Origin of the sequence: uncultured Granulicatella sp. (assembly GCF_963515095.1) — a bacterium.
Taxonomy (GTDB): domain Bacteria; phylum Bacillota; class Bacilli; order Lactobacillales; family Aerococcaceae; genus Granulicatella.
The window spans coordinates 1-17522 of record NZ_CAUPXD010000019.1 but is presented as its reverse complement, the minus strand read 5'-3'; the positions used below and the strand labels follow the sequence as shown (position 1 = coordinate 17522).

Sequence of the window (17522 nt, the reverse complement as noted above, 5' to 3'; positions counted from 1 at the left end):
TTTTGTTTGCCAATTTTCTCATTTTTATAGTCTGTAAATGTTGATGTGATAGAAATATAGTTTTTAACTTTAACAACTAGTAAAAATAAACAATGCTGAAATAGGTCAAATTTCGTTGACCCGACTGTGATAATTCGGTATAGTACCATTTGTATCACGTGACATTTAGAAAAACAAAAGTGGGGAAATTAAATGAAATTAAGAAATTTATTTTTAACAGCAGTTGCTGCAGTGACATTAGCAGCTTGCGGAAATCAAACAAGTAAACAAGAAACTTCAAAAGAAACAAAACCAGCTGAACATGTAAAAGTTGCCGTTGTAGGTAGCGCTGCTCATGAAATTTGGGATTTTGTTGCTGAAAAAGCTAAAAAAGAAAATATTGACTTAGAAGTTGTAGAAATGAACGACTACGTATTACCAAATACAGCATTAGAAGAAGGTTCTGTTCAATTAAATGCCTTCCAACATCGTGCTTATTTAGCACAATGGAACAAAGATAAAGGTTCAGATATTAAAGAAATCGGAACGACATTTATCGTGCCATTATATTACTTCTCAACAAAATATAAATCATTAAAAGATTTACCTGAAAATGCAAAAGTATTAGTACCAAAAGAAGTAGCGATTCAAGGTCGTGCTTTAGTAGCATTAGAAACAGAAGGATTAATTACATTAAAAGATGGAGTAGGAACAAAAGCCTCTCTAGCTGATATTACAAGTAATCCACGTAACTTAGAAATTATTGAAGCAGAATCAGCACAAGCACCTCGTTTATTACAAGATGTAGATGCAGCTTCAATTAATGGTTCAATGGCTAAAGATGCAGGATTAAAAGTTGAAGATTATATCTTCACAGATGCTGATCACTTAGATACAATTCCAAAAGATCGTTTCAATATCATTGCTGCAAATGCAAAAGATGCTGATAATCCAACATACAAAAAAATTGTTGAATTATTCCAAGCAGATGATGTAGCGAAGAAAATGAATGAAATTGGACCAGGACAATACTTCCCAGTGTGGAACGCAGAAAAATAGTCTGATATAAAATAGTCATCTCTCTCCAAACGAACAACTTTCACCATTAAAGGTGTCAGTTGTTCGTTTTATTTTGTTTTTTAAGGCTATTTTTTATCTTGGAAAGTAAAAATAAAACAAAATACGTACATTAATTTATATAAATAATAAAAACATACGTATTTTGTATTGATTTTCAACCAATAATGAAGTATACTTACCTCGTTCTTAATAAAACACTTAAAGGAGCTAGAAACTTCATGGAAAATTTCTTTAAATTAAAAGAAAATAACACAACTTTTGGAACAGAACTTTTAGCAGGGCTTACGACATTTTTTGCAATGTCTTATATCATCTTCGTAAACCCTAGTATTCTTAGTCAAACAGGGATGCCATTCCAAGCAGTTTTCCTATCCACCATTGTGGCAGCAGTTGTTAGTACATTAGTGATGGGGTTATTCGCGAATGTACCTTATGCATTAGCGCCAGGGATGGGATTGAATGCTTTCTTTACATTTACTGTCGTATTCGGATTAGGCTTTACTTGGCAAGAAGCATTAGCAATGGTATTTATTTGTGGATTATTAAATGTCTTCATTACAGTAACAAAAATTCGTAAAATGATTATTCAAGCAATTCCAGTTAGTATGCAACATGCTATCGGGGGCGGTATTGGGGTATTCGTTGCTTATATTGGTTTAAAAAATGCAAACTTATTAAGTTTCTTATCAGATGCAAAAACAATTGCTACGATTAATAATCAACCGTATCAAGCAACTGTAGAATCCTTTAAAGGTGGAGTATTTTCTGTTACTTCTAATGGTGGAATTGTTCCTTCATTAGTGAACTTTACTCAAAGTGATGCTTTATTAGCATTAATTGGTTTATTAATTACAGTTATTTTAGTCATTAAAAATGTTCGTGGAGCAATTTTAATTGGGATTGTCGTTACAACTTTATTAGCTATTCCAATGGGTGTCGTTGATTTATCAACTGTGAATTGGTCTCAAAATTCATTAGCTTCTGCGTTTTCAGATTTACAAGTAACTATTTTTGCTGCATTTGGTCCAGAAGGAATGGGTAAATTATTCTCCAACCCTGCGAAATTACCATTAGTATTAATGACGATTTTCGCATTTAGTTTATCGGATACATTCGATACATTAGGAACATTTATTGGAACAGGTCGTAAGACAGGAATCTTCTCAGCAGAAGATGAAAGAATGTTAGAAGAAGGTTCAGGTTTCTCTTCTAAAATGGATAAAGCTTTATTTGCAGATGCGATTGGAACTTCAATAGGGGCAATTTTCGGAACAAGTAATACAACAACTTATGTAGAAAGTGCAGCAGGTATCGGAGCAGGTGGTCGTACTGGATTAACAGCTGTAACAACAGCAGTATTATTAGCAGCTTCTACATTATTAGCACCATTTGTAGGAATCGTACCTGCAGCAGCAACAGCACCTGCTTTAATTATTGTAGGGGTTATGATGTTATCATCTTTTGCAGATGTTCAATGGGATCATTTAGAAGAAGCAGTCCCAGCATTCTTTGCGGGAATCTTTATGGCGCTTTGCTATAGCATTTCATACGGAATTGCAGCAGGGTTCATCTTTTACTGCTTCATTAAAACATTAACAGGCAAATCTAAAGAAGTTCACCCAATTTTATGGGTAGCGACAGGATTGTTCATTTTGAACTTCATTATTTTAGCCATTCTATAGCTTTTCCCTTATATCTTTTCTCCCAAAGAGGTAAAACGAAGTTACGATTTTAGTAACTTCGTTTTGCTTTATAAAGGAATTATTAAGGAAATGAAAAGAAATGGTTGGAATTCATTTAATTTCAAACATTTTCTAAAAAGCTATGCTATAATATTCTAGAGTATAAAAAGAAAGGAATTGAAGTATGATTACATTAAAATCAAATCGTGAAATTGAAGCGATGAATGAGTCGGGTGCTTTATTAGCTTCTATCCACGTAGCATTACGAGACTTTATTAAACCGGGAGTAACAACTTGGGAGATTAATGAATTTGTTCAAAAGAAAATTGAAGAAGCAGGTGGTTCGGCTCCACAAATCGGATATGAAGGATATAAATATGCCACTTGTACAAGTATTAATGACGAAATCTGTCATGGATTCCCTCGTCGTAAACCATTGAAATCAGGTGATTTAGTAAAAGTTGATTTCTGCGTAGACTTAAAAGGAGCTTTGTCTGATTCTTGTTGGAGTTATATTGTTGGTGAAACTACTCCGGAATTAGATCATTTATATGAAGTAACGAAAAAAGCATTATATTTAGGAATTCAACAAGCACAAGTGGGTAATCGTATTGGGGATATTGGTCATGCGATTCAAACTTATGTAGAAAATGAAGGGTTCTCAGTTGTTCGTGAATTTATCGGACATGGAATTGGACCAACAATTCATGAAAGTCCATCTGTTCCTCACTATGGTGAGCCTGGAAAAGGTCTTCGCTTAAAAGAAGGAATGGTTATTACAATCGAACCAATGGTGAATACTGGAACATGGAAATCAGAAATGGAAAGCAATGGTTGGACAGCTCACACATTAGATGGTGGATTAAGCTGCCAATTTGAACATACATTAGCGATTACAAAAGATGGTCCACGTATTTTAACATTACAAGCAGACCATACAGAAGATGTATTATAGTAGTATAAGGAGGAATAGCAATGGCTATTTTAGTTACAGGGGGAGCAGGTTATATTGGCTCTCATACAGTAGTAGAATTAGATAAAGCAGGGTATGAAGTTGTTATTTTAGATGATTTTTCTAATAGTTCACCTGAAGTGTTAAAACGATTAACAACAATTACAGGAAAAGAATTTCCATTTTATGAAGGATCTATTTTAGATCATGACTTTTTAACAGAAGTATTCTCAAAAGAAAAAATTGATTGTGTCATTCAGTTTGCAGGTTTCAAAGCAGTAGGAGAATCTGTAGTCAAACCTTTAGAATATTATCATAATAATATTACAGGTACATTAGTATTATTAGATGTGATGAGAAACTTCGGCGTGAAAAATATTATTTTCAGTTCAAGCGCAACAGTTTATGGAATGAATAATCCAGTACCATTTAAAGAAGGAATGCCAACAAGTGCGACAAATCCTTATGGATATACAAAAGTAATGTTAGAACAAATTTTAAATGATGTTGCTTTTGCTGACAAAGAATGGTCTGTAACAAACTTACGTTATTTCAATCCAATTGGCGCTCATGAAAGTGGCTTAATTGGGGAAAATCCAAATGGAGTTCCAAATAACTTAATGCCATATATTACGCAAATAGCAGTTGGAAAATTACAACAGTTAAGTGTGTTTGGGGATGACTATGATACACATGATGGAACAGGGGTTCGAGACTATCTTCACGTTGTGGATTTAGCAAGAGGACATGCTCTTGCAGTGAAAGATAATATCGGAAATCCTGGAGCAAAAGTGTATAACTTAGGAACTGGAATTGGCTATAGTGTATTAGACTTAGTTCATGCATTCATGAAAGAAAATAATGTAGAGATTCCATATAAAATTTGCCCGCGCCGTGCTGGAGATATTGCAACTTGTTATGCAGATGCAAGTCGAGCAAAAGAAGTACTAGGTTGGGTTGCTGAAAAAGACTTAAACGACATGGTTCGTGATTCTTGGAACTGGCAAAAAAATAATCCTCAAGGATACTAAATATAAAAATATTATATAAACGAAAATCCTGTTAGCGCAGATGATGCTAACGGGATTTTTTTATAAATAAATAGCAAAAAAGATGTAATCTATCTGTAATATTATAGGGTTATTTTTAGCTAAGAAAGGCGTATAATTGAAACTGTTATGATTAAATTGAGGATTGAGGGAGAAATACGACATGATGAAAGAAAACAATTTACAGAAAAAATATTCATTACGAAAATTTAAAGGAATTGGTTTGGCTAGTGCAGTGATTGGTGTACTTTTTGCTAATCAGTCTGTTTATGCTGGTGTAACTTCAGGAGATAAAAGTGAAACAACAGTTATAACGGGAGCAGATAATGAACGTGTTACAGAAAAAATTCCAGCTAGTCATAAAACAACTTTTACAGATGATAAGGATTCTACCAAAAAAGTGACCGTGGATGCTGTTATAGGAAATGTAACTTTTGAACCAAAAGCAAATGAACATTTTGGAGACCCTGATGGGACAGACAGGGTTAATTTTTCAAAAAAAGCTACGGTTAACTATTTATTAGAAGAAGATCATTCTAAAATAACAGAGTCTAAAATTTATGAAGAAAAAGGAAATGTTTATGCAAATTACGACAAAAAAGGCATTTCATACGATACAGATGGTAAAGCTTATAGAGGGTCAGGAGTAGAAATAATTAGGGGTGAAATTAATGAAAATACTGGTAGTGAGTTTCATCTTAAGGCTAATAACAAAGCGTATCAATTAGTTCGTTCAGAAGTAGTAGATAAAGAAAAAGCTGTTTATGAAAAAAGTCATTTTAATGATATCGAAGCTTCTGTTTCTCCTGAAGGTATGTATAATTATTTGGGAGAAATTAATTATGGAAAAATAACTGGAAAAGTCTACTTAGTAGAAGAAACAACTGACGGACATTACGGTAAGTATGTAGAAGCATCGAATATCACCAGTGATGAAGAAGCAGTGAAAGCATGGAAAAATGGACAAAAGACCGCTAAAGACTTCACAAAAGAAAATGTAACTCTGAAAGAAGGAGATACAGTTCTTGTGATGGATCGAGATACCTATGCTCTTGGAAACGGTGGGAGAAAGGTTCATAGCACGGATTATCGAAGAGAAAAAATTGCTGCAACTCCTGCTTATGATAAAGTAGAACCATTTGAAAGGTCAGAAGGAATTCAAGGAAATATCAGTTATGCCTTTTGGGGTCAACCTATGAATGGTGAGTATCCAACAATGGGGAACGATGAAGTATTTGGTACTTCTGATGATGGTAAAGCATCTTTTAATGGCGATACAGTTCTATTTTATTCAAATGCTTCTAAAAGTTATCCACCTGGTTTTGGGGATTTAAAAGAACATAACTTTAAAAAAGAATCATTAAAAGAAATTATAGGAGTTATGCATGCCGAAGTATATGCTATTTTAGAATATTTTAATCAGAATACGAATAGTGAAGAAGTAAGAAAAGATATTCAAGCAAGAAAAGCCAAATTGGATGAAAATATTGCTTCTACAATAGAAATGATTCGAAAGAATAACATCAATGTATCTGTAGAATCAGAAAGAGGATTGATGTTCTCGCAAGCTAATAAAGATGTTTTGAAACAGTTACGAGCTTATATTGAAGCCGGAGAAAATGTACTGAAAGGTTTAAATCTCGAAGTAGGATCAACTAGCAAAATTCTTAATTATTATTATGGTGAAAAAAATGTTACGTTAACCGAAAAACAAATAGTAAGATTCGGACCTTCTCATGCAATTGAATCAGGTTACATTCGCTCTTACCATAAAGATGCGGTTCCAGAACATTATAGCGATTGGAAAAAGGATGATGAGAGAGAGGAAAGAGAAGTATTTGTTTATACAAATAAAGGTGTAGTTACGATTTCTGATGATTTAAAACATATTAATGTAGTTGATGAAAATAAAACAACAACTGAAACTGAATTCACGAAACAAGAGGTAACAACAACAAAAGTAACAGATTATGAAGTTAAGGAACTTATCACACCAATCCGTGCTTATAAGGTAATGGGTGAAGGAAATCCGGTTGTGAACCATTACTATAAAATGGTATCAAATCGTGCTATGATTCCGTCACTCATTCATGATGAAAAAGTAGGAACGGTAACGGTTCAATATGTATCGAATACCGGTGAAAAACTAAAAAGTGATGAAATCGTAGCTGGAGAAGTACCGTATAAAATTTTAAAAACCTATGATTTAATTTCAGGAACAACAAAAGTTGGTGAGGACAAAGTATTTGAAACTTTAATGCCCGATTATGATGCAACTGAAAAAAAACACGATACAATAATAGCCGATAAAACAGGATTCACGTATGAGTTTGATGAAATTGCCTTTGGGTCTGCACCTGAAATAGGTGTAATCGATAAACCTCAAACGATTGTAAAATATGTTTACCGTTTAGTGAGTAAAGAAGATCCTAATCCTGTTAAAAAAGAGGTAAAAGGATCGGTAATTGTTAAGTATGTAGATGCTGAAGGTAATGAAATAAAACCAGCAGAAACTCTAGTAAATGATGTAGTTTTAAGAACAACTTACACATATATTACAAAATCGGGAGATAAAGTAGTCTCAACTCGAGATGAGGTAAGAGATTGGCAGATACCAGATTACAATGCAAAACATAAATGGGTTGGAAAAATAACGACAGCAGACGGTAAAAATTATGATTATCAAGGTGTTTATGCTGTTTCTGATAAGTTCAATAATACAACAGCCGAAACAGGAAAAGTAGTAGACGGTATCACTACTGTCGTATATCAATATGCTTTAGAACCTAAAAAAGTTGAATGGGCAGTATCAGAGAATCCACCAATTTTAGATGTGCCAGAATTTACTGGTGGAACTACTATGCCAGAAGCTCCGATAAATGAGGTCCCTGAATTTGCTGGAGGAGTTGTTGCGATTGAACCACCGATTTATACAAAACCAACACTAATTATTACGAAATGGGTAGATGAAGAAGGAGTTCAATTAAGACCAGCAGATGTGAAAGCGCCTGTAGAGTTAGGACAACCCAATGAAGCATTTGAACATGGAATAATTGAAGGGTATGAATATATTGAAACTATTCGAAACCAAGAAGGGGATGTAGTGATACATAAATTCAGAAAACAAACCTCTGGATCAAAAGAATCCAATACTTCTAGAGGAAATAGTGAAAACGAAAAACAAAAGAATGACAACATTATTATAGAAACTCCAAAAGATAAAGATGTTTCTAGAAAACAAAAACAAAATGAAGAAGTTACATCTGAAAAATCAATGGATGAACATCAAGATTTTACTTCGGATAAAACTTTAGATTCGAATTCTGTATCGTTACCTCAAGCCAATCAATTACCTCAAACAGGTACAGGTAATGAACTAGCATTACTGAGTGCAGCAACAAGTTCCATTCTTGCTGGATTAGGAATTGCAAGACCTAGAAAGAAACAATAATTTAATTGGAAGGAGCAGTCGTAAGGCTGTTCCTTTACATTTGGTATACTATAGTATATATTTGTGAATGTTAAAAAAGATAGTTGAGAGATTTTGAAGAAGTGAAAATGAATATTGATTTTATTAATCATAAAGGAGTTAGTATGGGGAAAAGAAATTTGCAAAGAAAATACTCATTAAGAAAATATAAAGGAATCGGCTTAGCGAGTGCTGTTATTGGACTATTCTTTGCGAATGGAACTGTAGTATCTGCAGCTGTCTTATCAAACGATACAGATACAGCAACAGTAGTAAGTGATACTTTAAAAGTAGCCTCAACATCAGCTACAACATTCACAGATGATACAAGTTCTAAAACTGTAAAAGTGGATGCAGTCTTAGGGAAAGATGTAGCTGAACAAACAAAAGCGAATCACAACACAGGTGATGTGGACGGTAATGACACAGTAAACTTCAAAACAGAAGCAGCGGTCAACTACAAACTTGAGTCTGACAAATCATTACTAAAAACAGAAACAGTAGAAGGTGAAAAAGGAACAGTAACAACTCCTTATGACAAAAAAGGTATTGCTTATGATACAGATGGTAAAGACTACCGTGAATCAATTGAAACTAAAACGGGGTCAGCTATTTCAATTGAAACTGGAAAAAAAGATACAGTAGAAGTGGACGGTAAAACTTATAAATATGTTCGTTCTGAAGTAGAAAATATCGAAAAAACTTCATTTGATAAAACAAAATTCAATGATTTAGAGGTAGCAGTGTCTCCAAAAGGGTTACATAATAGCCTAGGAGAAATTAATTATGAAAAGATAACGGGGAAAGTTTACTTAGTCGAAGAAACTTCAGATGGACATTATGGTAAATTTGTAGAAACTTCAAACATTACAAGTGATGAAGAAGCTATAACTGCATGGGAAAATGGGAAAGCGAGAGCTAAAGATTTTACTAAAGAAAATGTGACGCTTCAAAAAGGAGATACTATTCTTGTAATGGATAGAGATACCTATGCTTCAGGAACAAAAAAGAATATAGAAATTAAAAATCAATTTTCAAGACATAAAGTAGATGGCAACCCTGAGTTAATTTCTGAAAAAGTATCTGAGGATTTCGGAGGTTATGTTACTTATGCGTTTTATGATTTTGATAAAGGGAATCCGCTACTCCTTCAAGATTTTTGGGATTTTAAAGGGGAAAAGAAAGATTATAGCGACTTATATTCATTATCTTATAATAAGGGATACGATGGATATGTCCCATCTGTTACCCCGAATTTTAAAAGGGACACTGTTCAAGATCATATAGAAATTATTGAATCTCAAGTGCTACAAGTATTAGAGTATTTTAATAGAACTGAAAAAAATGAAGTGGGGCAACTTGAATTTAAAGAAAAGAAAGCAGAAATGGATAAGTTAATTCAGGATATAACAAACTTTATCAAGGAAAATAATATACTTATAAATAGTAATAAGTCTTACAATATTAATTTTTTTCATGCCGATAGAGATATTTTACAGCAATTAAAATTAAAATTGTTATCTGGAGTAAAAGTTATAGAAAACATGTCTGTTTCATTGGGAACTACAACAACACTAATTCAACATAATGGAAAAAATGGGAAATTAGTTAATAACGAAAAAATGACATATGTTAATCCAGAAACCATTGGAAAGTGTAAGGGCAATAATTGCGGAATTAGAAAAATTTCTACAAGTTCTTTTTACCCAGAATTATATACAAGTTGGGAAAGAGTTAATTATGAAGAAGGAAGAGAAAATTTATCACATACTGGTAAAGATGGAGTTACTATTTCCGATGATTTAAAGAATATAAAAGTTACTAAAGTTAATCTTATTACACAAGAAGAAGAGCTAACAAAACAAGAGGTAATAACTGAAGAAATTTCTCAATATACTGTTAAAGAAATTATCACACCGATTCGTGCATATAAAGTAATGGATGAAGGTAGACCGATTGTAAATCATTATTACGAATTAGTAATGAATAAATCCAAAAATCCTGATAATGCACCTATTCAAGAGCTACCAGAATTTAATGGGGGAGTTTCCTTAATTGATCCCCCAAAGAATGAAGTACCGGAATATATCGGTGGTGTGAATAGTATCGAACCTCCAATCTACACGAAACCAACATTAATTATCACAAAATGGGTGGACGAAAATGGAACTCCATTAAAACCGGCAGATGTAAAATCGCCAGTTGAATTAGGTCAATCAAACGAAGCATTTGAACATGGAACGATTAAAGGATATGAATATATTGAAACTATTCAAAACCAAGAAGGTGATGTAGTGACACATGTATTTAGAAAATTAAATTCTGAATCAAAAGTGCCAAATACTCCTCAAAGAGATTCTGAAAAACCTAAAGCAGAAGAACAAAAGGTGCCAAAAGTAACTCCAGAATCTCCTAAAAATGAAGCAGAGACTCCAAAAGAAACTCCAACTTCACATGCTGTAGCATTACCTCAAGCAAATCAATTACCACAAACCGGTACAGGTGATGAACTAGCATTAGTGAGTGCAGCAACAAGTGCTGTTCTTGCTGGCTTAGGAGTTGTAAGACCTAGAAAAAAATAATAATTTAATTAGAAGGAGCAGTCGAAAGACTGTTCCTTTTTCGTCTGCTAAACTTTAGGATGTAGAAAGACTATGGTATACTGTGACTGAAAATAGAGTTATGTAAATTCTTAGAAAGTAGGAACAATGATGAATGTAATCTTTTGTACTTCGCCCTTCCAAGTTCTTGTTGCAAGAGAAGTAGCACGTTACACAAATTTTGAATTTTATGGAATGTATTTAGTGATGTCAAATGATTCAAGGCAGATGATTTATGCTGAAAAAATGAAAGAATTTTGCAAGGAAGTTTGTGTGTTACCTAAAGAGAACCTATTAGAAACTTTGAAACATTTTCTTGCTGGGAAAAACATTTCTTCGTTGTATTTAGCAAGTTTAGATAATCCGATAGCGTTAAGTTTTTTTAATCCTAAAAGAATGAAATTGTTTACTTTTGATGATGGTAGTACTTCGATTATTGTTCCGAATATGTATACACAAAATCAAAATAGAATAGTTTCTCCATTAGGATTAACATTAGGACAATTAATGAACCTTTCTCAAAAACATTTTACGGTGTTTGAGAAGACAGAGTTGTTTGAGGACAAAAGACAAATCCGCTTAAAGTTAGATACAAAACCGGTAGATTTCAAACGTGCAGACAATGGGAAAGTGATTCGTGTATTTTTGGGTCAAGCATTAGGGTCAATTTTTGTAAGTGAAGATATTGTATCTACCAAAAGATTGACGCAAAAAGCGATACAAGATTGCAAAGCGGATTTCTATTATCCTCATCCTCGTGTTACGGTTGAAGTTGAGGGAGTTCAAGTAGCCACTCCTTCAAAATGCTTTGAAGAAGAAATTTATGACTTATTAACAGAATATGAATTTGTAGAAGTATATGGTTTCTATTCAACATCGTTTATTTTCGCAAAAGAAATTGAAGGAGTAAAAGTGCAAGGATATCGTACCTTCTTAAGTAGTTTTGAGTCGAATGTGTTACAAAATTATGGGGTGCAATATAAAAATGTTTCTCTATCAGATGCTTGTGTGGATATTGTGATGCCTGTTTATAATGTAACTAAAACAATCGATGAATCAATTCAATCAGTGTTAAAGCAAACTCACCAAGAGTTTCGTTTATGGATTGTAGATGATGGTTCGACTGATGAAACACAAGAAGTTTGTCAGAAATATCTAACAGATTCTCGTGTTCACTATGAAAAAATCGTGCATCAAGGAATTTCTCGTACATTAATAACAGGGATGAAACAAGTGCAAGGGGAGTTCGTTGCTAAAATAGAGTCGGATGATGTGTGGATGCCGTGGCATTTGGAAATGTTGTTGCAGCAATTAGAATCTAACTCTACATTAGATATTGTTGGGTCAAGAATCATTTTTCAAGAAATTGAAAAGAAAGAAATGTTAATCAGAACTAAACAGAATCATTTGTATGGAGAAGATTTATGGTTCCAATTAGCGTATCGAAATTTATTTCATCCTTCAACAGTTATTTTTAGAAAGTCTGCTTATGATGAAGCTGGAGGTTATCAAGAAGGATATGATGGGTTTGAAGATTGGCATTTATGGGCAAGGATGGTTACAAAGGAAAATGCTGTATTATTAAATCTTACAACTGCTTATTATCGATTTTCTGAAAGTTATCAAAAGGAAATGACTTTTCGTGCTCGTTTAGCTAAAACAAGGGGAATATCTCTTGAAGAGGCATTAGAAGGAGAAGTAAGATGAGAGTATTTACGATTAAAGAAGGAATTCCTACTACCATTTATGGTTTTGAAAGTAGTCAATTGGCTCGGCAGTCTATCATGCAAGAATTGGGAATTGAGCATCAATTTGTGATTACAAATCTGAAAAATATTGTTCCAAATTTTGTAGAGCAATTAGAACAATTAGGGTTTCAAAATTTTTATCATGCGATTTTTGATTTGTCTGATTTAGCAAGAGTTCGTCCGAGTGTTTCAAAAGATTTTCTTACTTCATTAGAACGTGTGAAAAAAGTGGAGTATACAAAAGAAGGTTATGTAGGATTGGTGTATTACGAGGATGGAACGATTGAGTGCTATACTTCGCAATTATTTTATCGGATGAATATGTTTTCTAATACCTTTACTTTATATGGAACAAAAGGAATTATACTCGAAGGGGATTTTAGTGAGAACTATCATGATTATCATTTTGTGGAAACAGGAGAACATTATTCGCAATGGCAATTGGTGAGTGTATACTTAGCCGAGCATTCAACTCCTCAAGATAAATTTATCATTGATATGATTCATGAATATCCATTACAATTGAGAAAGTTTTTTCAAAATACAAAAAGAGAATTATTTGCTTTTACTCATTACAACATTTTAGCGCCTTTTATGAAATTTGTTTTGCAAAATTGGTGTACCAATATTGTGGCAAGTCCCGTGTTAGAAGAACGATTAGGTAGTGATGTTGTGCGATTTTTACCTCCCGTTTATGTTGAGAAAATTAGAATACAAACGTATGAAACTGTGACGGATTGGTGTATTGTTGGAAATATGACGATTATAAAAAATTGTGAATTAGCTATTGAAGCATTTAGACAAGTTCCGCAAAGTCGTCTAACAATTTATGGAACATTACCAGATGGAATGACGGAAGGTCAGCTTCCCCAAAATGTTACATACGCTGGATTTGTAAATTCTGTTCCTTATGAGAAGCATCAAGGGTATCTTTCTTGTTCTTATAGTGAGTGTTTTGCAAATAGTGCAGTAGAGGCATCTGCTTGTGGGTTAGTTTGTTTATTGTCGCATACGGATTTAGCACATATTTATTATGCAAAAGTTTGTAGACATACAAATACATTCCGCTCACTAGATGAATTAGTCGAAATGCTAAAAGATTATCAGTCAAAAAGCGAATATTATTCTTCGAGTTTTGCGGAAAAATATACAAAAGAAAAAGTGAAGTCTCTTTATGAAAAAGTGTTAAATGAATAAGATGGAAAGGGAAATGGAATGAGAATTGCCGTTATACCAGCAAGAAGTGGTTCTGTTGAATTACCACATAAAAATTTACAAGTCGTTGGTGGGAAGAGTTTATTAAACCGTGCGATTGATTTTGCTATAGAGGCGGATGTGTTTGATAAAATGATTGTGACAACTGATTATAGTGCGCATTTATTTCAGAGTGATGGAGTAGAAGTACATCATAGAACAGAAAACTTAGCGACCTCACAGACAACGATGGTGGAAGTGTTAGTAGATGTTATTAAAGCTTTCTGCTTAGATGACGAAGATAAGATTGTCTTACTTCAACCAACAAGTCCGTTTCGTTCAAAGGAAGATTTAGTGAAAGTCTTGGAGTTAATGGAAGAATATGACAGTGTTATAACCGTTAAAGAAGTGGAATTAAATCCAGCTTTATTTGTGACACCGTTGAACGAAACAGGATTAGAGGATAAACAAGTAGAGGCAAAACAGACGAATCGACAAGTTCATCAAAAACAATATTATCCAAATGGCAATTTATTTGGAGTGACAGTTGGAATTTTTTGCCAGACTCAATCATTTTATGGTGGAAAGTTAGGCTATGTGTTACAACATGGAAAATGTAATATTGATATTAACACAAAAGATGATTTGAAATTGGCAGAGTTTTGGGGACAAATAGATGAAGGTTAAGAAATCTTATCAGTGGATTTGTTATAGTTTGTCGATTTTTTAAAAAATTTTTATTTCATTGTACAAAGTCTCATCAGAAGGTGAGGCTTTTTTACTTTTTAATATCGAAATAAAATAAATTTTGATACAATAGATAAAAAATAGAAAGCGGGGGATATCATGCAAATTACTAAAATTGAAGTACAAAAGAAAAAACAAAATCGTTTTAATATTTATATAAATGATGAATTTGCTTTTGGAGTAGATGAAGTGACATTATTAAAGTTTTCGTTAACAAAAGGAACCGAATTAACGCAAGATACAATCCGTGAAATTGAACAGGAAACACAGTATCAAAATGTCTATCAAAAAGCATTGCATTTTTTAAATTTCAAATTAAGAACCGCTAAAGAGGTCTATGAAAAACTAGAAAAGCTAGAAGTGTCTGACGAAGTAATTAATCAAGTTTTGCAACAATTAATGGATCATGGCTTCATTAATGACCAATTTTACGCAGAAAGTTATGTACGAGAAAATTTTGCATTGCAAAAAAAGGGACCTAAAGCTGTAGCTTTTGAATTAAAGAAAAAAGGTGTGAATGACACTATTATTCAAAAAGCGTTAGCGGAGTTTGATGAAGTAACTCAATTAGATCAAGCAATAGAAATTGCGCAAAAATATGTCGACCGACAAGGGAATGTGCCAGTTAAGACGGTGAAACAAAAAGTGTATGGCTTTCTAATGCAAAAAGGCTATGAATTAGATGTCGTTCAATCTGTGATTTCAGTATTAACATTTGAGAAACAAGAAGAAAATGAAGAAGAATTAGTAATGAAACAAGGCGAGAGAATTTTGAAAACATTACTTTCTAAATATGCTGCAACAGATTCACAAGTTTGGTATCAATTAAAAGGAAAGTTATATCAAAAAGGGTTCAGCAGTTCTGCAATTGATGAAGCGATTGAAAAGTTAAAATGGGAGAGTGAAGAATGGATTTAGAACAATATGGAATACAAATGTGGTCTGAAGAAAAAATTGCTTCATTTCAAGAAAAATTATTAGCATGGTATGACAAAGAAAAGAGAGATTTACCGTGGAGACATTCGAATAATCCTTATCATATATGGGTGAGCGAGATAATGCTTCAACAAACAAGAGTCGATACAGTGATTCCGTACTATCATCGTTTTCTAGAAACTTTCCCAACAATTGAATCTTTAGCAAATGCACCGGAGGAGTCCTTATTAAAGGTGTGGGAAGGATTAGGATACTATTCAAGAGTTAGAAATATGCAAAAAGCTGCTCAGCAAATTATGGGAGAATATAATGGTAAATTCCCAGATACTATGGAAGAAATCCAAACGCTAAAAGGAATTGGTCCGTATACAGCAGGAGCGATTGCTAGTATTGCTTTTAATTTAGCTGAACCAGCAGTGGATGGAAACTTAATGCGAGTAATTAGTCGTTTATTTGAAATAGGGTTAGATATAGGTAATCCATCCAACAGAAAAGTATACCAAGCAGTTGCAGAAAAAATTATTTCAAAAGAACGACCCGGAGACTTTAATCAAGCACTGATGGATTTAGGGTCAGATATTGAATCACCAGTAACACCACATCCAGAAGATAGTCCAGTAAAAGAATTTAGTGCAGCGTATTTAAATGGAACAATGCATTTATATCCAGTGAAAATCCCTAAGAAAAAACCTGTACCAATGAAGTGGCAAGCATTTGTCATTCAAAATGATAAAGGGCAATATTTGTTAGAAAAAAATACTTATGCAGATTTATTAAGTGGATTTTGGCATTTTCCATTAATAAGAGATTATACACCTACAAAAAAACAATTGAGTTTATTAGATGAAATAGCAGAAGATCTTGAAGACTATCCAAATAAAAATATTCCGTTAGAAACGCAATTTGAATCAATTTATCAACTAAAGATTCAAAAAGGTAAGAAATTGAAGGGTGAAGTTAAACATATTTTCAGTCATCAAAAATGGGAAATTGAATTAACAACATATCAAGTACAATCATATGATGAAATAGAAGAATTAAGTGATAGAGAATTAAGATGGGTAGAAGCAGAAGAGTTCTATAAAATGCCCTTTTCAAAAGTACAAACAAAATTATGGGAACATGTATCAGGGCAACTCGAGAATAATAAGTAGTAGATATTCACACAAGCGATGAAATGTGCTATACTACAATCGAGAATGAATGTAAAGAAAAGGGAGCTTTTCTAAAATCGATATAGAAGGTTGGACTCGTGATGCAAAATCCAAGAGAAGGAGAATTCATCACTGTCAAGAGTTATAAACATGATGGCAGTCTTCATCGTACGTGGAGAGATAGTATGGTGCTAAAAACAAGTGACCAAGCAATTATCGCTTGTAATGATCATACTTTAGTAACAGAAGCGGATGGAAGACGTTGGCTAACAAGAGAACCAGCATTGTTATATTATCATAAGCATTACTGGTTTAATGTAGTAACCATGATTCGTCAAAAAGGAATATCCTACTATTGTAATCTAGCTTCTCCTTATGTATTAGATAAAGAAGCATTAAAATATATTGATTATGATTTAGATATTAAAATATTCCCGGATGGTGAAAAAAGACTATTAGATGTCGACGAATATGAACAACACCGCCGACAAATGCATTATTCAAAAGAAATCGATCAAATTTTGAAGGTGAATGTTGAGATTCTAGTCGATTGGATTAATAATAAAAAAGGTCCGTTTTCACCAGAGTATGTTGACTTATGGTATGAACGTTATTGTCAACTAACCTATCGTAAACAATAACTCAAGGTAGTGTGAGTGAGAGAGTGTTTTGAAGTGAAAGTTTCAAAACACTTTTTTCATTAAAAATATAAAAAAAGTTACAAAAAAGACTTGAAAAGTAAGTCTAGCTATGGTAAATTATAAACACTGTTAACGAACGTTCGCTTTTGAAGCGATTGCGAAAAATAAATTTTAAATAAATTAAAAAAATAGTTGACAGACAAAAACACCTATGATAATATATAGGAGTTGTCGCGATAAAGCGACGTTGACCTTTGAAAACTAAACAAAGAAGACAAACCAAATGTGTAG

General features: G+C 33.2%; 12 protein-coding genes. All 12 read left to right on the top strand.

What is annotated here, in order from left to right; all coding sequences use genetic code 11:
- Positions 1-192 precede the first annotated feature (192 nt).
- The 12 genes from RWL86_RS05535 (at position 193) to RWL86_RS05480 (ending at position 17231) form a co-directional block, all read left to right on the top strand.
- Positions 193-1038 carry a MetQ/NlpA family ABC transporter substrate-binding protein gene (locus tag RWL86_RS05535; protein ID WP_314077694.1) on the top strand — a complete coding sequence of 282 codons (846 nt, stop codon included), beginning with the start codon at positions 193-195 and terminating at the stop codon, positions 1036-1038.
- Positions 1039-1277: 239 nt separating this feature from the next.
- Positions 1278-2741, top strand: coding sequence for an NCS2 family permease (locus tag RWL86_RS05530; protein WP_314077692.1), 1464 nt, complete (start codon positions 1278-1280; stop codon positions 2739-2741).
- Positions 2742-2925: 184 nt separating this feature from the next.
- A complete protein-coding gene (gene map, locus RWL86_RS05525) occupies positions 2926-3696 on the top strand; it encodes a type I methionyl aminopeptidase (RefSeq protein ID WP_314077690.1) in 771 nt (256 codons plus the stop codon).
- Between the two features lie 20 nt (positions 3697-3716).
- Positions 3717-4724: a UDP-glucose 4-epimerase GalE gene (gene galE, locus RWL86_RS05520; protein WP_314077688.1), complete on the top strand. Its 1008-nt coding sequence runs from the start codon at positions 3717-3719 to the stop codon at positions 4722-4724.
- 181 nt (positions 4725-4905) lie between these two features.
- Complete coding sequence (locus RWL86_RS05515) at positions 4906-8193, top strand: SIALI-17 repeat-containing surface protein (RefSeq protein WP_314077687.1); 3288 nt, start codon at positions 4906-4908, stop codon at positions 8191-8193.
- A 143-nt stretch (positions 8194-8336) separates the two neighbouring features.
- Complete coding sequence (locus tag RWL86_RS05510) at positions 8337-10793, top strand: SIALI-17 repeat-containing surface protein (protein WP_314077686.1); 2457 nt, start codon at positions 8337-8339, stop codon at positions 10791-10793.
- Positions 10794-10919: 126 nt separating this feature from the next.
- A complete protein-coding gene (locus tag RWL86_RS05505; RefSeq protein WP_314077685.1) occupies positions 10920-12518 on the top strand; it encodes a glycosyltransferase family 52 in 1599 nt (532 codons plus the stop codon).
- Positions 12515-13756, top strand: a complete 1242-nt coding sequence (locus tag RWL86_RS05500) for a glycosyltransferase (RefSeq protein WP_314077683.1) — start codon at positions 12515-12517, stop codon at positions 13754-13756. Before RWL86_RS05505 ends, RWL86_RS05500 begins: the two co-directional genes overlap by 4 nt.
- 18 nt (positions 13757-13774) lie before the next feature.
- Positions 13775-14440 carry an acylneuraminate cytidylyltransferase family protein gene (locus RWL86_RS05495; protein WP_314077680.1) on the top strand — a complete coding sequence of 222 codons (666 nt, stop codon included), beginning with the start codon at positions 13775-13777 and terminating at the stop codon, positions 14438-14440.
- Positions 14441-14599: 159 nt separating this feature from the next.
- Positions 14600-15418: a recombination regulator RecX gene (gene recX / locus RWL86_RS05490; protein ID WP_314077677.1), complete on the top strand. Its 819-nt coding sequence runs from the start codon at positions 14600-14602 to the stop codon at positions 15416-15418.
- A complete protein-coding gene (gene mutY, locus RWL86_RS05485) occupies positions 15409-16590 on the top strand; it encodes an A/G-specific adenine glycosylase (protein WP_314077674.1) in 1182 nt (393 codons plus the stop codon). Before recX ends, mutY begins: the two co-directional genes overlap by 10 nt.
- A gap of 101 nt (positions 16591-16691) precedes the next feature.
- Complete coding sequence (locus RWL86_RS05480; RefSeq protein ID WP_314077721.1) at positions 16692-17231, top strand: DUF402 domain-containing protein; 540 nt, start codon at positions 16692-16694, stop codon at positions 17229-17231.
- Positions 17232-17522 lie beyond the last annotated feature (291 nt).